This is a genomic window from Flavobacterium frigoritolerans (assembly GCF_025847275.1).
Classification (GTDB): Bacteria; Bacteroidota; Bacteroidia; order Flavobacteriales; family Flavobacteriaceae; genus Flavobacterium; species Flavobacterium frigoritolerans.
The window spans coordinates 29247-49760 of record NZ_JAOZEV010000021.1 but is presented as its reverse complement, the minus strand read 5'-3'; the positions used below and the strand labels follow the sequence as shown (position 1 = coordinate 49760).

Genomic DNA, 20514 nt, shown 5'->3' with positions numbered 1-20514 from the left:
CTTTTTGCGTGCATTTTTGTGTTTATTTTTCAACACCTTGATTATATGCTTTTTACATTGTTAAATTTTTAAACTCTTGTTCTTTTTCTAAGCTATTTCGTGGTTTTGCAGAGTTTCTTTCTTTCGTTACCCTTGTTTTTTCTAGGTTTCTTTCTAAGTCACTAAGGCGCTAAGTTACTTTTATTGCCTTTAATACAAGGGTTCCGTTCTATTTCACCTCCCCTAGCCCTGATAGCAGTGGAAATCCTTGGGCTTTTTCCCTTAAAAAGAACAAGATTGGAGCGGATAGCAGGAAATAGCTCCTAAAAACTTCTCCTAGATAGTATAATCAAGTATTACTCCTATATATAAGAACGTAAAAAAAAGCGACTCCTATATATAGTACCACTTAGGAACAACTTAATTATACTATTCCCGAAACTCACAACAAGACCTGCCTGTATCAATTCTATCTACTCCTTAATATATAAGGACAATACTATACCTTATATATAAGTATATAAAAAGAAGACTGCATACTACTTCATGGGGAAATAGTTAAGCAAAAAAAATCCGCCATTTATAAAATGACGGATTTTACTATTTAGAGGAATTTTATTTATTCCAAAATAAAACTCACGCTTACATTCGATACAATTTCTATCTCTCCAATCGCAAGCGTTTCATTAGAAGCTGCACCTGCACTATCCATTGCCATAGATTTCATAGCTGCATACATAGGTTGTGGACGGTATCCTTGAGAGTTATCTGAAATAACAATTGCTTTACCTACCTTTTGTCCTAATACAGAAACATAATCCTCTGCTTTAGATTTTGCATCTTTTATAGCTAATTTTCTAGCTTCTGACTCGTGTTGTGCCAATTTAGAAGATTCAAAAGTTACATTGTCGATACGATTGATTCCTTGATCAACTAATCCTTCCATTAATTCATCATACTTAGTTAAATCTTTCAATAAAATTTCTACTGTTTGTGTAGCATTATAATTATGTTTCTTTTTTTCATAATCATATTGAGGATTTAACGAAACTTGTTTGGTCTTAAAATCTGCTGTTGGAATATTCATTTTTTTAATGAATTTCAATACTGCATCCATCTTTTGATCGTTTTGCTTTTTTACATCTTTAGCATTGCTTCCTTTGGTTTCAATGGTTGCTAATATTGTTGCCTGATCTGGAGCAACTTTTACTTTCCCTTCACCAGACACACTAATTTGAGGGATTTGTTTAGTTTCTTGAGCGTAAGACATAGTCATAAACATAAGGGTTAAAAATAAAGCTACTTTTTTCATATTTGTATTATTTAATTGTTTTTTGTTAATTCTTTTCAAAAGTTGTGCCATTATAGCTTTCCTAGCTTTGCCATTATAAAAAGCACCCCAATTGGAATAGCTAACAGGATGACCATCAATGAATGATCAAAAACTAATGTTGGCTCTTTTATTAAAGTAATCAAGTAACCACCTATAGCTCCTCCAAAATGCGCCGTATGCCCGATATTATCATTTTTAGCTCTCATTCCGTATATAGAATACAACAAATACAAGATTCCAAAAAGATATGCTGGCATCGGAATTATAAAAAATATTCCCAACATCATGTTAGGCTGCAACAATATTGCCGAATATAAGATTCCAGTAACAGCTCCTGAAGCTCCTACTGCTCGATAACTATAATCATTTTTATGAAATACCATTGTGAGCAAACTTCCAAAAACTAAACTCCCTATGTAAATCAATGCAAACGAAAAATTTCCCAAATGATTAATTACTACTGGTGCAAAAAACCAAAGTGTTAACATATTAAACAGCAAATGCATCATATCAACATGCAGAAAACCAGATGTCAACATTCTTATTTGCTCTCCTGAACGAATACTTCCAACATGAAATTCATATTTTCTAAAAAAAGAAAGATCATTAAATCCCTTATAACTAACTAAAACATTGGCAACAATTATTCCTATCAAAATGGTATTCATATTCTATATTTATAATGAATTGTAAATATAGTGATTCTCATAGACACGACAGTTACTGATTAAAAGATATACGTTATTCATTTTTGAGTTATATTTGTAAAAAATAAAACCGCATGCAATTCCTTGTTTATACACTTTCATATCCATTACTTTGGATTATATCGATACTTCCTTTTCCAGTTTTTTATCTATTTTCTGATGTTGTTTACTTCATTGTTTATTATTTGATTGGGTATCGTAGAAAAACAGTTAAAGAGAATTTAGCTCTTGCACTACCTCATCTTAGCGAAACGGAAAGAAAAGTAGTTGAAAAAAAGTTCTACCAACACATGTGTGACATGTTTTTGGAAATGATAAAAACAATGACTATTTCTCCAGAAGAAATGCACAAACGTTTTGTCATTACCAATATTGAACTTATAAAAGAATACGAAGAAAAAGGTCAAAGCGTCGTTTTGGTTGCTTCTCATTATGCTAGCTGGGAGTGGCTATTAACTATAAATTCGCAAATTAAATTTAGAGGTATTGGAGTTTATAAAAAAATTGTGAACCCTTATTTTGACAAATTAGTTCGAAAAATTCGTTCTAAGTATGATGCTGAATTAGTCGAAACCAAAAAAATAATTCCACTCATGGCACAAAATCAGAGAGAAGGCATTTTAAGTATGTATGGCTTAGCTAGTGACCAATCTCCTAAACTTGACAGAGCCTTTCATTGGGATACTTTTATGGGAATTGAAGTTCCTGTTCATACTGGTGCCGAAATGCTAGCAAGAAAATACAATTTGAGTGTTTTATTTGTGAAGGTAAAAAAGGTAAAACGCGGGTATTACGAGGCTACTTTTATTCCTATTTGTGATACTCCCAAAAAAGCAGATGGTTTTGAAATTACTCATACTTACCTGCGAGAAGTTGAGAAACAAATCCTTGAAGCTCCCGAGTACTATTTATGGACTCATAAAAGATGGAAACATCGAAGATAAATAAGTCAGAAATTTAAAAGTCGTAAAACAAAAATGCCCGAAATTGGACATGCCCCAAAAAGTTAGACACTATTTGGGGCATTTTTTATTCAATTCTATCGCAGAAATTAAATTCCTGCAATTGCTTTTATTTCATCTATAATTCTTAAAGCCAAAACATCTGCTTTTTCCTGAGATGGCGCTTCGGTATAAATACGAATTATTGGTTCTGTATTCGATTTTCTTAAATGAACCCATTCTGTAGCAAAATCAATTTTTACTCCGTCAATGGTTGTGATATCTTCATTTTTATATTTCTCTGTCATTTCAATCAAAATCGCATCAACATCTATCTGAGGCGTTAATTCGATTTTATTTTTGCTCATATAATATTCAGGATATGAAGCTCGCAAAGCTGAAACTGTCATTTTCTTATTTGCTAAATGCGTTAAAAACAATGCTACTCCTACCAAACTATCTCTTCCGTAATGAGACTCTGGATAAATAATTCCTCCATTTCCTTCACCACCAATAATAGCATTATTCTTTTTCATTAATTCTACTACATTCACCTCTCCTACTGCACTGGCTTCGTATTTTCCTCCATGAGAAACTGTAACATCTCTTAATGCACGTGATGACGACATATTCGAAACTGTATTCCCTGGTGTTTTACTCAAAACATAATCTGCACAAGCTACTAAAGTATATTCTTCACCAAACATTTCTCCGTCTTCACAAATAAAAGCCAAGCGATCTACATCTGGATCTACTACTACTCCTAAATCTGCCTTTTCTTTTACAACCAATTCCGATATATCTGTAAGATGTTCTTTTAATGGTTCTGGGTTATGAGGAAAATGTCCGTTTGGTTCGCAATATAACTTTACTACTTCAACCCCCATTAATTCTAATAATTTTGGAATAATTATTCCTCCTGAAGAATTTACTCCATCAACTACAACTTTAAATTTTGCTGCTTTTACCGCTTCTACATCTACCAAAGGTAAATTCAAAACTTCATCGATATGAATATCCATATAAGCATCATTGGTTGTAATTTCTCCTAAACTATCTACATCCGAAAAATCGAAAGCTTCTGCTTCTGCAATTTCTAAAATTTTTGCTCCTTCAGCTCCATTTAGAAATTCACCTTTTTCATTCAATAATTTTAATGCATTCCATTGTTTTGGATTATGAGATGCTGTAAGTATTATTCCTCCATCTGCTTTTTCTAAAGGAACAGCAACTTCTACAGTTGGCGTTGTTGAAAGTCCTAAATCTATAACGTTAATTCCTAAACCTATTAATGTATTTACAACCAAATTGTGAATCATAGGCCCCGAAATTCTTGCATCACGACCAATTACAACAGTTAGTTTTTCTTTTTTAATATTATTTTTAAGGAATGTTCCATAGGCCGAAGCAAATTTTACTGCATCAACCGGAGTTAGATTATCACCTACTTTTCCTCCAATTGTTCCTCTTATCCCTGATATCGATTTTATTAAAGTCATTTTAACGAGTTATGGTTATTGCTACAAATATAAAAAAGTTGTGGAGTAACTATGATAATAAGAAGCCAAGATTTTAAAAAAGTATCTAAACCGCTGTGTTTTTAAGTAAATGAGTTGAAAAGTTTTTATTACATTTACAAGAGTAAACTTAACGCCCTGTCTTTTTATAGCGTTAGTAACTCCAAAAAAAATGAATTTCTTAGCTCATATATATCTTTCTGGCGATAATGATTTAATCAAAATTGGCAATTTTATGGCCGATGGAATTCGAGGAAAACAATTTGAAAATTTTCCTGCAGAAGTTCAAAAAGGCATAATTTTGCATCGCGCCATAGACACCTATACCGATGCTCATCCTGTGTTTAGAAAAAGCACCAAAAAGCTTCATGAAAAATACCATCATTATGCTGGCGTTATCATTGATATTTTTTATGATCATTTTTTAGCCAAAAACTGGAATGTTTATTCTGATGAAAAACTTGATGACTTTGTTAAGAGATTTTACGATTCTTTGACTAAAAATCATGATATCTTATCTGAAAAAACGCAGCGTATAATGCCGATTATGTTTCAAGAAAATTGGCTGGTAAGTTACCAAACCATCGAAGGTATTAATCATATCCTTACTCAGATGGATCGCAGAACAAAAAACACTTCAAAAATGCAATTCGCTACAGCGGAATTAAAAGAATTCTATGCCGAATTTGAGACTGAATTCACTGCCTTTTTTGAAGAATTAAAACAACATGTTAATCACAAATTACTTTCATTATGAAAAAGATTGCCTTTTTATGCTACTTTATCTCTCTTACCTCTTTTGCCCAGAACTCAACCAATCAACCAACAGGATTGGTTACAAACAAAGCAATGGTTGTCTCGGCACGTGAAGAAGCTTCAAAAATTGGTGCCGATATCATGAAAAAAGGAGGAAATGCATTTGATGCGATGGTTGCTACCGAATTAGCACTGGCTGTTGCCTTTCCTTATGCTGGAAACATTGGCGGCGGCGGATTTATGGTGTACCGAAAAGCAAATGGCGAAGTCGGTTCTCTTGATTACAGAGAAAGAGCGCCTTTGAAAGCTACCAAAGATATGTTTCTAGACAAAAATGGAAACGTTATCAAAGGAAAAAGCACTGAAACTGCACTAGCAATTGGAATACCTGGAACTGTCGCAGGAGTTTTTGCAGTGCATAAAAAATTTGGTTCTTTACCAATGAAAACAATTCTGGAACCAGTTATTGCCCTTGCAGAAAGAGGCGTTATTGTAACCAAAAAGCAAGAAAAACGATTAAATGATTATCGAGATGTAATTATAGAAAGAAATGGTAAAAATACTTTGCTAGCAACTGTATATAAAGAAAATGACACTATTAAATACACTGCTCTTGCTGAAACTTTAAAAAGAATTCAGAAAAATGGCCGCGATGAATTTTACAAAGGAAAAACTGCTAAAATATTAGTTGATTATCTTAACAAAAAAGGGGGGATTATCTCCATGAAAGATTTAGCAACATATGAAGTAAAGTGGAGAAAACCATTGACTTTTAATTACAAAGATTTAAAAATCACCTCGATGTCTCCTCCTAGTAGTGGCGGAATTTGTTTGGCACAAATTTTAAAAATGATTGAGCCTTACGATTTAGAAAAAATGGGACATAATTCTGCTGAGGCAATTCAAGTTATTGTAGAAGCCGAAAGAAGAGCTTATGCTGATAGAAGCTACTTCTTAGGTGATCCAGATTTTGTAAAAATTCCATTAAAAGGATTACTTTCTGATGAGTATTTAAAACAAAGAATGTCTTCTTTTACTTTTGACAAAGCTACTTTATCTTCGGATGTAAAACATGGAGAAGTTAAATATAGCGAAAGTACCGAAACAACACACTATTCTATCGTAGATCAATTCGGGAATGCAGTTGCAGCTACAACAACAATTAACGATGCATACGGTTCTAAATATTATTGTGACGAATTAGGTTTTTTCTTAAACAACGAAATGGATGATTTTAGCGTAAAACCTGGTGAACCTAATATGTTTGGATTAGTAGGAAATGAAGCTAATAGTATTGCTCCTCAAAAAAGAATGTTAAGTTCTATGACTCCTACAATCGTTGAAAAAAATGGTAGTCTATATATGGTTGTTGGAACTCCTGGTGGTTCTACAATTATTACATCGGTTTTACAAACTATTTTAAATGTATATGAATATAATTTCAGCATGCAAGAAGCTGTAAATGCTCCCCGTTTTCATCACCAATGGCTACCTGACAATGTGATTTTTGAACCTAATGCATTTGATATAAAAACACTTGATTATCTAAAATCTAAAAATTATATCATCAACGAAAAAAATCCTCCTGTAATTGGAAAAGTAGATGCTATTTTGGTCTTACCAAACAAAAAACTAGAAGGTGGTGCTGATTATCGTGGAGATGATGCAGCCGTTGGATTTTAATTAAATAACATTTTAGAATACTTTTTTTAAAGCTGTTAATTTCTTTAAAGAGATTAACAGCTTTAAAATTGTTTAATTTGGGTTCTAAAGGCTAAATTTGTACCATCATATAACTTTTTTCAAACATAATGTTAAAAAAATACTTCAGGAGATTCGAATCAATTATTGCTATGCTGCAATCTATATTGACGCAAAAGCAATTTATATTCATGTCCAGTGTTTTGGTTGGTATTTCCTGCGCCTTTGCTGTAATTGTCTTAAAAACCTTTGCACATAGTGTGTTCTCGTTTGCCACTTACATTAATGGTATTCTAAAACTAAGTTTCATCAATAGTATCTTGCCTATCATTGGTATCTTACTCACCGTTTTTGTGGTAAAAAGAGTCTTAGGTGGAACTATTGAAAAAGGTACTTCTCAGATTTTATATACTGTTGCTAAGAAAGCTAGTATTATTCCTAAGAAGCAAATGTATGCGCAAATTATCACCAGCTCTCTTACTGTTGGTCTTGGTGGTTCTGCAGGTTTAGAAAGTCCAATTGTGGTTACTGGAGCTGCTTTTGGCTCTAATTATGCTCAAAATTACAAATTACCTTATAAAGACCGAACGTTACTTATAGGTTGTGGTGTTGCAGCTGGAATTGCTGCGGCATTTAACGCTCCAATTGCTGGTGTTCTTTTTGCTATCGAAGTTTTATTGGTTGATGTAAGTATTTCAGCATTTACCCCAATTATGATTTCGGCTGCTACTGGCGCTTTGGTTTCGGCAATTGTTTTGGACGAAAACATCTTATTAAATTTTAAACAGCAACAAACTTTTGATTATCACAATATTCCTTTCTATGTACTTCTAGGGGTATTAACTGGTTTTATAGCGGTATATTATGCCCGAAACTTCCAAAGAGTAGAACATTATTTTTCTAAATTAAAAATGAGTGCTTATAAAAAAGCGCTATTTGGATCTTCGATGCTAGCAATTCTTATATTCATATTTCCAACTCTTTTTGGTGAAGGATACGAAAGCATAAAAACGTTATCAGAAAGTGATCCAGGGAAATTATTGGATAATACCTTATTTGAAAGCTTCAGAAACAATCAGTGGGTTTTATTACTTTTTGTTGGATGCACTATGATGGTAAAAGTTTTTGCTTCTGGTTTAACAATTGGTAGCGGTGGTAATGGTGGTAACTTTGCTCCTTCTCTATTTCTAGGTTCTTATATAGGTTATTTCTTTTCTAAATTCATTAGCCTTACAGGTCTTACGCAATTACCAATTAGTAATTTTACCATGGTAGGAATGGCAGGAATTTTAAGTGGATTATTTCATGCTCCTCTTACTGCTATTTTCCTTATTGCCGAAATTACGGGTGGTTATAGCTTAATGATTCCGCTTATGATTGTCTCTTCGATTAGTTTTGCTATTTCTAAACGTTTCGAAAAATACTCTCTTGATGTAAAAGGATTGGCCCAAAAAGGGCATGCATTTACGAGTAATAAAGATTCAAATATTTTATCAACTCTAGAAATTGATTCTATCATTCAAACCGATTATTTAACGGTTTCTCCAGATGAACATCTTAGTAAATTAGTTGATTATATTTCGCATTCAAATCAAGTTGTTTTTGCGGTAATAAATTCAGATTCAGAGTTAGTAGGAATAGTACATTTTAATGACATTCGAGAGATTATATTTAATGTTTACAGAGTAAAATATACCTTGATAAAAGATATAATGAAGACTCCTCCAGCAACTATTTCCTCAATAGATAGCATGGAAACTGTGATGAATAAATTTGAAGCATCTAAAGTGGCATTTTTACCAGTAATAAAAAACGGAAAATATTACGGATTCATTTCCAAATCTATAGCCCTAGAAGCTTATAGAACCAAGTTAAAATCTATGACCATAGAATAACCTTAACATCGGATAGGTTTAAAATTATAATTATCCGATATTAAGACATATCTTTGTGGTATTATGTGGAACATAGACTTAACATATAGAACAGAATTTCAATCAACATTTGAAAGACTCTACCAGAAAAAACAAGATTTGCAAGCCAGCAGACCATTGCCAAATATTGCTTTGCATAAAATTCGCGAAAGCTTATCGATAGAATGGACATACAATTCCAATAGTATCGAAGGTAACACTATGAGTTTGCGAGAAACTCAAATGGTAATTCAGGAAGGAATTACTATAAAAGGAAAATCTCTTCGAGAACATTTTGAAACTCATAACCACGATAAAGCCATTGATTATTTATATTCGATTGTAAACGATAATTACAAGCTTCGAAGCATAGACATTCTTTCACTTCATGGATTAGTATTACGCTCCATCGAAGATGATTTTGCAGGACGCATTCGTAATGGTGGAGTTCGAATTTCAGGTGCTAATTTTATGCCTCCAAATGCTAATAAAGTTTCCGATTATCTAGATGAATTAATCGATTTTGTAAATACAAATCCATTAGGTTTAAATGATATTGAGTTAGCAGCAATTTTTCATCATAAATTTGTTTGGATACATCCATTTTTTGATGGTAATGGGCGTACTGTACGTTTGAGTATGAATTTACTATTGATGCGCTGTGGTTTTCCTCCTGCTATTATTCTGAAAAATGACAGAAAAAAATATTACGAAGCGCTCAATCAGGCAAATAATGGTAATTATCAAAAACTCATTCTTTTAATGTGCCAAGCACTAGAAAGAACACTTACTATTTACCTGAATGCAATGCCTGGTAACGAAACCGAATATAAAACAATATCTAATATCGTGAGTGAACCGAGCGTTTCTTATGGTCAGGAATATGTAAGTTTATTGGCTAGAACAGGAAAGATTGATGCATATAAAGAAGGGAGAAATTGGTACACTACCAAAGAAGCCATCGATGATTATATTTTAACCCGAAAAAGAAAACGCTAACTATTAAGTTGACGTTTTCTTTTTTGTAGTCGATACGCATAATGGAATACGGATGAAACAGATTTACTTTGTAAAGACAGGGATATAAACGGATTTTTTTTAACAAAGTTTAAATCAGTTTTAACCATTCTTTTAAAATCCGTTTTTATCCGCGTCTTCGCGATAGCGAATCCGTTTCAACCGCGTACTATCTTAGCACAACTCATATTAAATCCGTATCGTTCAACGTTTTCACAATAACGAATATATTTAATCAGTGTTCTATTCAATACACTATTTTAACACAAACTTCTATACTGTTATATCAAAAGAACAAATCAAAATGGTAACTTTGCTTTTTTGCAAAAACTATGTCGGATACAAATAATACTATTGAAGTTCTTGGTGCAAGAGTTCACAACCTAAAAAACATCGATATTTCTATTCCTCGTGAAAAACTGGTAGTAATTACTGGTTTATCAGGCTCGGGGAAATCTTCTTTGGCATTTGATACCATCTATGCTGAGGGACAACGTCGTTATGTAGAAACTTTTTCGGCCTATGCCAGACAGTTTCTTGGTGGTTTGGAACGTCCTGATGTTGATAAAATCGACGGACTTTCGCCTGTAATTGCTATCGAACAAAAAACAACTAGTAAAAGCCCTCGTTCTACCGTAGGTACAATTACCGAAATTTATGATTTCCTCCGTTTGCTTTATGCTAGAGGTGCAGATGCCTATAGTTATAATACGGGCGAAAAAATGGTAAGTTATAGCGATGAGCAAATCAAGGATTTAATTATTCAAGATTTTAACGGTAAACGCATCAATATTCTTGCTCCTGTAATTAAAGCACGTAAGGGACATTATGCTGAACTTTTCCAGCAAATAACCAAGCAAGGATTTATAAAAGTTCGTGTTAATGGTGAAGTTCAGGATTTAGTTACTGGCATGAAACTGGATCGCTATAAAACACATGATATTGAAATTGTTGTTGACAGAATGGTAATCGAGGATACTCCTGACAATCAAAAACGATTATCAGAAAGCATCAATACTGCCATGCATCATGGTGAAAATGTATTGATTATTTTGGATCAAGATACTAATGAAGTACGTTATTTTAGCCGTAACTTAATGTGTCCGTCTACCGGAATATCATATCAAAATCCAGAGCCTAATTTATTTTCTTTCAACTCGCCGAAGGGAGCTTGCTCTCATTGTAACGGATTGGGAACGGTACACGAAATCAACATAAAAAAAATAATTCCGAATCCTAAATTATCTATTAAAGCTGGCGGATTTGTTCCGCTTGGCGAATATAAATCATCATGGATTTTCAAGCAACTAGAAGTTATTGGAGAGAAGTTTGGTTTTAAAATTACCGATCCTATCGAGAAAATTTCTGATGAAGCCATGAATATGATTCTACATGGTGGAAAAGATAAATTTACTGTAAACTCTAAAGATCTAGGCGTAGCTCGCGATTATAAAATAGATTTTGAAGGAATATCAAATTTTATCAAAAGCCAACATGACGAAAGTGCTTCGACTACAATAAAACGTTGGGCAAAAGACTTTATGGACGAAATAAAATGTCCGGAATGTCATGGTTCCAGATTAAAGAAAGAAGCTTTGTTTTTTAAAATAAACGAAAAAAATATCACCGATTTGTGTGATATGGATATATCTGATTTGACTGCATGGTTTTTGGATCTAAACAGTCATTTAAGTGACAAACAACTTTTGATTGCTTCTGAAGTCGTTAAAGAAATAAAAGACCGCTTGAACTTCTTAATGAATGTTGGTTTAAATTATTTGGCTTTAAGCCGAAGTTCTAAATCGCTTTCTGGTGGTGAAGCTCAGCGTATTCGATTGGCAACTCAAATTGGTTCGCAATTGGTTGGTGTATTATATATTCTAGATGAGCCAAGTATTGGTTTACACCAAAGGGATAATGAAAAATTAATTCATTCTTTGGAGCAATTGCGTGATATCGGGAACTCTGTTATTGTTGTAGAGCATGACAAAGACATGATTGAACGTGCCGATTATGTAATTGATATTGGACCGAAAGCAGGAAAATATGGTGGTGAAATTATTAGCAAAGGAACTCCAGCAGAAATTTTGCAGCACCATACCATAACGGCTATGTACATGAATGGCGAAATGAAAATTGAAATTCCTGCAAAGCGTCGTGAAGGAAATGGAAAGTTTTTAAAACTTACTGGTGCAACAGGAAATAACCTGAAAAATGTTTCAATTGAATTGCCATTAGGGAAAATGATTTGTGTTACAGGAGTTTCTGGAAGTGGAAAATCGACGTTGATAAACGAAACGCTTTACCCAATTTTGAACGCTTATTATTTTAATGGCGTAAAGAAACCACAACCATATAAAAAGATAGAAGGCTTAGAACATATTGATAAAGTTATCGATATTGACCAAAGTCCGATTGGTAGAACTCCTCGCTCTAATCCTGCAACATATACTGAAGTTTTTACCGAAATAAGAAATCTGTTTACGATGACTTCTGAAAGTATGATTCGTGGGTATAAAGCAGGTCGTTTTAGCTTTAATGTAAAAGGCGGTCGTTGCGAAACCTGTGAAGGTTCGGGTGTGAGAACTATCGAAATGAATTTCTTACCTGATGTTTATGTAGAATGTGAAACCTGCCAAGGAAAGCGTTTTAATAGAGAAACGCTTGAAATACGCTATAAAGGAAAATCTATTTCGGATGTTCTGAATATGACTGTAGATGAAGCTGTTCCATTTTTTGAGAACATTCCTAAGATTTACAGAAAAGTAAAAACAATTCAGGATGTTGGTTTAGGTTATATCACACTTGGACAACAAAGTACAACGCTTTCTGGTGGTGAAGCACAACGTATTAAACTTGCTGGAGAATTATCAAAAAAAGATACCGGAAATACGTTCTACATTCTTGACGAACCTACTACAGGATTACATTTTGAAGATATTCGGGTTCTTATGGATGTAATTAATAAACTAGTCGATAAAGGAAATACCATCTTAATTATCGAGCATAATATGGATGTTATAAAACTTGCCGATTATATTATTGATATTGGTCCTGAAGGCGGAAAAGGTGGAGGACAACTTATTGCTAAAGGAACTCCCGAAGAAATAATTAAAAATAAGAAAAGTTATACAGCACAGTTTTTGAAAAAGGAATTATCTTAGTATATTGCACCCCGCTTTAAGATAAAAGGCAACTATAAAGAACATAGCTCTAGCCCAGATGGCAACGGTATCCTTTTTGTTTTTTCTTTAAAAATAAAAAGATACAAGTAAACAGCTGGTCGGGATAGCTCTTAAAAAATAAATTAATACAAAGAAAATGAGATTAGAAGATTTTGACAATGATGAAGATAAAGTAATCCAAGATAGATTAAAACAAAAAACATGGAACGAAATCAGAACCAATGATAGTTGGGCGATTTTTAAAATCATGGCTGAATTTGTAAATGGATATGAAAACATGGGACGTATTGGTCCGTGCGTATCTATTTTTGGATCGGCAAGAACAAAACCAGATAGTAAATATTATTTATTGGCAGAGAAAATTGCTTATAAAATAAGTAAAGCTGGTTATGGTGTAATTACTGGTGGTGGTCCTGGAATCATGGAAGCTGGTAATAAAGGTGCTCATTTAGGCGGAGGAACTTCGGTTGGTCTGAACATTGAATTGCCTTTTGAACAACATTTCAACCCTTACATTGACCATGATAAAAACTTAAATTTCGACTACTTTTTTGTTCGTAAAGTAATGTTTGTGAAATATTCGCAAGGTTTTGTGGTTATGCCAGGTGGTTTTGGAACTCTTGACGAAATGTTTGAAGCAATTACTTTAATACAAACGAAAAAAATCGGTAAGTTCCCTATCATTTTGGTTGGAAAAGAATTTTGGTCAGGGTTAATTGATTGGGTAAAAACTGTTTTGGTTGAGAAAGAACAAACAGTAAGTCCTGATGATTTAAACTTATTCAAAATCGTTGATTCTGAAGATGAAGTAGTTGAAGCACTGGATAAATTCTATAAAAAATATGATTTAAGTCCTAATTTCTAAAATTTTAAAAAGCTGTGTAATAACAGCTTTTTTTATACTTTTTTCTATGCATTAAGCTTAATTACTCCATAATTAATAGTATATTTATTTCGTTATTAAATCGTTAAAGATAATCATTGAAGTTACTTTCTAAATTTACTATTTGTATTCTTGTTTTATTTAGTTCGATAAAACAATATGCACAGCATCATTCTAAAATGGCGGTGGCGGTAAATCTCGAGCTAAAGACATTGAATATCAAACAAGAAATTACTTTTAACAACGTATCGAATGATACTTTAATTTCTGTTGTTCTTAACGATTGGAACAATTCATATTCGGATAAAAACACCCCTCTTGCCAGACGTTTTTCGGATGAGTTTTACAGAGGATTTCATCTTGCAAAACCCGAAGAGCGAGGAAACACAACAATCATTAGCTTAACCGATACTCAGGACGGGGCACTTGCTTGGGAAAGATCAAACAAAAATCCAGACTTTATTGTTGTTAAACTAAATCGGAAACTAGCTCCTAACGAAACCATTTCGTTACACCTTACTTATATCGTTAAAATACCTAGTGATAAGTTTACTAAATATGGTTTTTCTCAAAACGGAAGCTTAAACCTAAAAAACTGGTATTTGAGCCCTGCCCGATTTGAGAATCATCGTTTTATAAAATACAACAATTATAATCTAGATGATATTGCTAATGCCACTACTGATTATGAAGTTGAAATAAAAGTCCCGAATAATTACACTATAACAACCGACTTAAATAAGGTTTCGCAAGAACAATTTGAAAAATATAGTAATACCAACTATTCAGGTAATAAGAGAACTGATTTTAGTATGTTTATTGAGCCTAAAAATAGTTACACCAACTATAAAATTGGTTCATTAGAGGTTGCTACAAATTTAAAGAACAACAATTTAAACGAAATTCAGAAAGCTCTTGCCATAAGCAAAATTGTAGATTACACGAATGCATATATTGGTAAATACCCGCATGATAAAATTACTGTTTCGCAAATAGATTATGAAAGAAATCCGTTTTATGGTTTAAATCAATTACCTTCTTTTATAAATCCGTTTCCTGATGCGTTTATGTTTGAAATTAAGTTCTTAAAAACTTATTTAAACACTTACTTAAAAAACAGTTTACGTTTAGACCCCAGAAAAGACAATTGGATTTATGATGGCATTCAAATATATGTCATGATGAAATACATTGAAGAAAACTACCCTGAACAGAAAATGATGGGAAGTCTTTCGAAAATGAAAATCTTAAAAAGCTACAAAATAACCAATCTAAGTTTTAACGAACAATACAGCTATTTTTATATGCTTATGGCTCGTAAAAACCTAGATCAACCATTAGGAGACCCTAAAAACACCCTAATAAAATTTAACGAACAAATTGCCAGCAAATACCGAGCAGGTCTAAGCCTTAGCTACCTAGATGATTATTTGGGTAACAATAGTGTACAAACAAGTATTCAGGATTTTTATGAACTTAATAAAATAGAGCAAGTAAGCCGTACAAATTTTGAAAGCTTATTGAATTATAATGCAAAAAAGAATATCGATTGGTTTTTTGATATTATAATAAACTCAAGAAAAATAATAGATTATAAATTCCATAATGTTTCTAAAACAAAAGATAGTATTACATTCTCAATAAGAAACAAAACGGATACTTATCTTCCGATTCCTGTTTACGGAGTAAAGAAAAAGGACGTAATGTTTAAACAATGGATTGATACTAAAAGCACTGACACTACATTTACTGTAGAAAGAAAAAATGCCGACAAAATTGTTTTGAATTATGACAATGAGGTTCCCGAATATAATTTGAGAAATAACTGGAAGTCCTTAAAAGGTTTTTCGCCAACCAATCGTCCTATAAAATTTAATTTTGCTAAAGATTTAGAAGATCCGTATTACAATCAGATAATCTATATCCCTACGCTTAACTATAATTATTATGATGGGATTGCTCCTGGAATACGTTTTCATAACAAAACTATATTAGACAAACCATTTACATTTGATATTAATCCTGCTTACTCTATAAAAGCTAAGACTATATCTGGTTCATCGGGTTTCTCTTATGTTCAAAATTTTAGAAATAGCACCTTATACAATGTAAGGTATTCTTTTTCGGAAGCCTATTTTCACTACGCTCCAGATGCAACTTATTTAAAGTTAAACCCATCAGTACAGTTACGAATTAGAGAAGAAAACTTTCGTGACAACAGAAAACAACTTATAACGATACGTCAGGTAATCGTAAATCGAGAAAAAAGCAATTATATTACAGACAATTCGAGTCCAAATTATTCGGTGTTCAATGCCCGTTATTTTAATACCAAAACCGAAATTACAAACCATTTTAATTTCATGTCGGAAGTACAATTTGCAAGTGAATTTGGAAAAGTTGCCAGTGAGATAGAATTTAGAAAGCTTTTTGAAAACAATCGGCAAATTAATCTAAGAATGTACGCTGGAACTTTCTTATACAACAATACCAATTCTGATTATTTTAGTTTCGGTATTGATCGTCCAACTGATTATTTATTTGATTATAATTATTATGGCAGATCTGAAAGTACTGGTGTTTTTAGTCAGCAATTTATAATGGCCGAAGGAGGTTTTAAATCAAAACTAACCCCACAATTTGCTAATCAGTGGATAACTACCTTAAATGCGAGTTATTCTCTTTGGAATTGGATAGAAGCTTATGGTGACGTAGGTATTATTAAAAGCAAAGGTCTTTCTGAAAAATTTATATATGATAGCGGTATCCGATTAAATTTTGTTCCAGATTACTTTGAATTGTATTTTCCTGTGTATTCTAATAATGGATGGGAAATTTCTCAAGATAAATATGGTGAAAAAATACGTTTTGTGGTCACCTTATCTCCTAAAACATTAACCAATCTTTTTACAAGAAAGTGGTTTTAATCAAATAAAAATTAAACAAAACATAAATTATTATTACAAAATTAAACAAAACAATAAAAATACAATAAAAAAAGCATCCTGTAACACCCATTTAAATACAGATAATTAAATTATATTTTTTTTAACGAATTATGATAATTGCTAGTTTTTAAGTAATTTTGTGATCTAACATGACCCTTTCCAGATTATGATAAAAGAAAAAAACAATACTACACTTACTTTCGAAGATTTCAAAACCGAAGTTTTGAACGACTACAGAATCGCTATAATTAGCCGGGAATGTAGTTTAATAGGGCGTAAAGAAGTATTGACAGGAAAAGCCAAATTTGGAATTTTTGGCGATGGAAAAGAAGTCCCTCAATTAGCAATGGCTAAAGCTTTCAAGAATGGTGACTTCAGATCAGGATACTACCGCGATCAAACTTTCATGATGGCTATTGGAGAATTAACTCCTAAACAATTTTTTGCTGGTTTATACGGACATACCGATTTAGAATTTGATCCAATGTCTGCAGGAAGACAAATGGGTGGGCATTTTGTTACTCATAGTTTAAATGAAGATGGTTCATGGAAAAACCTAACCAAACAAAAAAACTCAAGTGCTGATATCTCTCCTACTGCTGGACAAATGCCTAGATTATTAGGTCTTGCACAGGCATCTAAAATTTATAGAAATGTTGATGGCATAAAAACCAAAGATAATTTCTCTGTTAATGGTAACGAAATTGCATGGGGAACTATTGGAAACGCTAGCACATCTGAAGGATTATTTTTTGAAACCATAAATGCTGCTGGAGTACTGCAAGTACCAATGGTAATGAGTGTTTGGGATGATGAATACGGAATTTCGGTTCACGCAAAACATCAGACTACTAAAGAAAACATCTCTGAAATTTTAAAAGGATACCAACGTGATGAAAACTCAAACGGGTATGAAATATTTAGAGTAAAAGGCTGGGATTATGCCGAATTAATAGCAACTTACGAAGAAGCGGCAGCTATTGCCCGCGAAAAACATATTCCTGTATTAATTCATGTAAACGAATTAACACAACCACAAGGACATTCTACTTCTGGTTCTCACGAGCGTTATAAAAACGCAACACGTTTAGCTTGGGAAAAAGATTTTGACTGTATTCGTCAAATGAGATTATGGATGATTGCCATTAACATTGCTTCTCCTGAGGAATTATCTGAAATGGAACTTGAACTTAAAAAAGAAGTTCTTGATGCCAAAAAAGAAGCATGGAATTCTTTTATTGATCCTATTATTCAAGATCAAAAAGAATTACTCTCTTTATTAGAAAACATTGCTCCTAGAAGCGCTAACAAAGATCAAATATTAAAACTTTCGAGCGAATTAAGCACTATTAAATCTCCTCTAAAAAAGGAAATGTTAATCACTGCTCGTAAAATATTGCGTTTAATTATAAACGAAGATTGCAAAGCTGAATTAGCAAACTGGATTACATCTTATATAGCTACTACTCAAGAAAGATTTAGCAGTAATTTATTCTCAGACTCTGATTTGAACGTTTTTTCTGTTGAGAAAGTTTTACCTAAATATGACGCTAATAGCTTAGATGTTGATGGTAGAATGATTGTTAGAGATAACTTTGATGCAATCTTTACTAAATATCCTGAAACCTTAATTTTTGGAGAAGACGTAGGAAACATTGGCGATGTTAACCAAGGATTAGAAGGAATGCAAGAAAAATATGGAGAACTTCGTGTTGCCGATGTAGGTATTCGTGAAGCTACCATAATTGGTCAAGGAATTGGAATGGCTTTAAGAGGATTACGCCCTATTGCTGAAATTCAATATTTAGATTATTTACTATATGCAATCCAAATCATGAGTGATGATTTGGCTACTTTACAATATAGAACCGTAGGTAAACAAAAAGCGCCACTAATCGTTAGAACACGTGGACACCGTTTAGAAGGCATCTGGCATTCGGGCTCTCCTATGGGAATGATAATTAACGCTATACGCGGAATACATGTACTAGTTCCTAGAAACATGACTCAAGCTGCAGGATTTTATAACTCTTTATTAGAATGTGATGAACCTGCTCTTGTAATTGAATGTTTAAACGGATATCGATTAAAAGAAAAAGCTCCTAGTAACTACGGAGAATTTAAAACCCCAATTGGAGTTGTTGAAACTTTAAAAGAGGGTAAAGATATTACGCTAGTTTCTTACGGATCAACATTGCGTTTAGTAGAGCAAGCTGCTACAGAGTTACAAGAAATAGGTATCGACTGTGAGATTATCGATTTACAATCTTTGCTTCCGTTTGATATTAACCAAGATATTGTAAAAAGTATTGCTAAAACAAATCGTCTTCTTGTAATCGACGAAGATTTACCTGGAGGAGCTTCTGCATACATCCTACAACAAATCATTGAGCAACAAGACGCATACGTGCATTTAGATAGCAAACCACAAACATTAACTGCTAAAGCTCACCGTCCTGCTTACGGAACCGATGGGGATTACTTCTCTAAACCTTCTGCCGAAGATATTTATGAAAAAGTTTATAGCATGATGAATGAGGTAAATCCTTCTAAATTCCCTAATTTATATTAAGAATTTAGTTTGATTATCAAATATAAAAAAAGCTCCAAATTGTAACGATTTGGAGCTTTTTATTTAAGGTTCTAAATTGCAAGGTTCAAAGACCTTAGTTTGAGTATAAAATTGTTAATCTTTAAACACTAAGAAACATTCTCATCAATAAAAAAATGAGTAAATACTCCTAATCTTATGGTTACTTTTTAATGTTTTAAGACAATAACAATACTCTAGCTTTATCTAAATCCTCTGGCGTATCTATTCCTATACCTACATGAGCTGTTTCAACCATTTTAATGCGCTTCCCAAACTCTAAATAACGTAATTGCTCTAACTTCTCCGAAGCTTCAAGAGACTTCATCGGAAGGCTATAAAAATCTAATAATGCCTGTTTCCTGAAAGCATAAATCCCAATATGCTGAAAATAACGTACTCCAACATCTTTATCTCTTGGATACGGAATTACTGAACGAGAAAAATACAAAGCAAATCCACTTTGATCTACCACAACTTTTACATTATTAGGATTATTTATTTCAGATTCCTCTTTTATTTCACGCATTAAAGAAGCTAAATCAACTTTTTTGTCGTAATCACTTCTAAAAACTTCAATAACTTTTGCTAGTGGCTCCGCATCTATAAAAGGCTCATCTCCTTGAACATTTACCACAATATCAACTTCTAAATCTTGAATAGCCTCAGCAATTCTGTCACTTCCCGATTCATGCTCTTTGATACTCATAATCGCTTTTCCGCCATTAGAAACTATTTCGTCGAATATAATATCAGAATCGGTTACAACAAATACATCATCAAACAAGTTGGTTTGTATTGCAGCTTGATATGTTCTTAAAATTACTGTTTTACCTCCCAAATCTTGCATAAGTTTCGCCGGAAACCGTGTAGAAGCGTAACGCGCGGGAATAACTGCTATTATTTTCATTTTTGATAGTATTAATGTTCAATCTTAAAAACAAATATACCTATTCACAATCAGGTTTTAAAAAATTATTTATAACATATTTCTTAAATAATTAAATTTTAATGTATTATAAAATTTTTATTTTTATAATAAAA

13 protein-coding genes are annotated in these 20514 nt (G+C 32.8%); 9 read left to right on the top strand and 4 right to left on the bottom strand.

All coding sequences use genetic code 11. From position 1 onward, the window contains the following. Nucleotides 1-598 precede the first annotated feature (598 nt). Both OIU80_RS18995 and OIU80_RS18990 read right to left on the bottom strand, forming a co-directional pair. Entirely contained in the window at nucleotides 599-1291 is a 693-nt protein-coding gene (locus OIU80_RS18995) for an SIMPL domain-containing protein (RefSeq protein WP_264288550.1), read from the bottom strand. Between the two features lie 50 nt (nucleotides 1292-1341). Further along, nucleotides 1342-1980 carry a rhomboid family intramembrane serine protease gene (locus tag OIU80_RS18990; RefSeq protein WP_264288549.1) on the bottom strand — a complete coding sequence of 213 codons (639 nt, stop codon included), beginning with the start codon at nucleotides 1978-1980 and terminating at the stop codon, nucleotides 1342-1344. A gap of 113 nt (nucleotides 1981-2093) precedes the next feature. Between OIU80_RS18990 and OIU80_RS18985 the strand changes: the two genes are divergently transcribed. Then, on the top strand, nucleotides 2094-2963 hold the full coding sequence (locus OIU80_RS18985; RefSeq protein ID WP_264288548.1) for a lysophospholipid acyltransferase family protein: 870 nt from the start codon (nucleotides 2094-2096) through the stop codon (nucleotides 2961-2963). Between the two features lie 107 nt (nucleotides 2964-3070). Here OIU80_RS18985 and glmM read toward each other — a convergent pair whose 3' ends face one another. Beyond that, a complete protein-coding gene (gene glmM / locus OIU80_RS18980; protein WP_264288547.1) occupies nucleotides 3071-4459 on the bottom strand; it encodes a phosphoglucosamine mutase in 1389 nt (462 codons plus the stop codon). 190 nt (nucleotides 4460-4649) lie between these two features. Here glmM and OIU80_RS18975 point away from each other — a divergent pair, with 190 nt between their 5' ends. The 8 genes from OIU80_RS18975 to OIU80_RS18940 all read left to right on the top strand — a co-directional run bounded on the left by OIU80_RS18975 (nucleotide 4650) and on the right by OIU80_RS18940 (nucleotide 19452). Further along, a complete protein-coding gene (locus OIU80_RS18975) occupies nucleotides 4650-5234 on the top strand; it encodes an acyl carrier protein phosphodiesterase (protein WP_264288546.1) in 585 nt (194 codons plus the stop codon). After that, nucleotides 5231-6916, top strand: a complete 1686-nt coding sequence (gene ggt, locus OIU80_RS18970; protein ID WP_264288545.1) for a gamma-glutamyltransferase — start codon at nucleotides 5231-5233, stop codon at nucleotides 6914-6916. The genes OIU80_RS18975 and ggt overlap by 4 nt, the downstream gene beginning before the upstream one ends. A 128-nt stretch (nucleotides 6917-7044) precedes the next feature. Then, nucleotides 7045-8829: a chloride channel protein gene (locus OIU80_RS18965; protein ID WP_264288544.1), complete on the top strand. Its 1785-nt coding sequence runs from the start codon at nucleotides 7045-7047 to the stop codon at nucleotides 8827-8829. 63 nt (nucleotides 8830-8892) lie between these two features. Further along, entirely contained in the window at nucleotides 8893-9846 is a 954-nt protein-coding gene (locus OIU80_RS18960; protein ID WP_264288543.1) for a Fic family protein, read from the top strand. 350 nt (nucleotides 9847-10196) lie between these two features. Further along, nucleotides 10197-13028 (top strand): excinuclease ABC subunit UvrA, encoded by a 2832-nt coding sequence (gene uvrA, locus OIU80_RS18955; protein WP_264288542.1) that lies wholly within the window; start codon nucleotides 10197-10199, stop codon nucleotides 13026-13028. A gap of 157 nt (nucleotides 13029-13185) precedes the next feature. Then, entirely contained in the window at nucleotides 13186-13914 is a 729-nt protein-coding gene (locus tag OIU80_RS18950) for an LOG family protein (RefSeq protein WP_264288541.1), read from the top strand. A gap of 197 nt (nucleotides 13915-14111) precedes the next feature. Continuing rightward, nucleotides 14112-16859 (top strand): gluzincin family metallopeptidase, encoded by a 2748-nt coding sequence (locus OIU80_RS18945; protein ID WP_264288551.1) that lies wholly within the window; start codon nucleotides 14112-14114, stop codon nucleotides 16857-16859. 187 nt (nucleotides 16860-17046) lie between these two features. Continuing rightward, a complete protein-coding gene (locus OIU80_RS18940) occupies nucleotides 17047-19452 on the top strand; it encodes an alpha-ketoacid dehydrogenase subunit alpha/beta (protein ID WP_264288540.1) in 2406 nt (801 codons plus the stop codon). Between the two features lie 196 nt (nucleotides 19453-19648). Here OIU80_RS18940 and kdsB read toward each other — a convergent pair whose 3' ends face one another. Further along, nucleotides 19649-20380, bottom strand: coding sequence for a 3-deoxy-manno-octulosonate cytidylyltransferase (kdsB, locus tag OIU80_RS18935; protein WP_264288539.1), 732 nt, complete (start codon nucleotides 20378-20380; stop codon nucleotides 19649-19651). Between the last annotated feature and the right edge of the window lie 134 nt (nucleotides 20381-20514).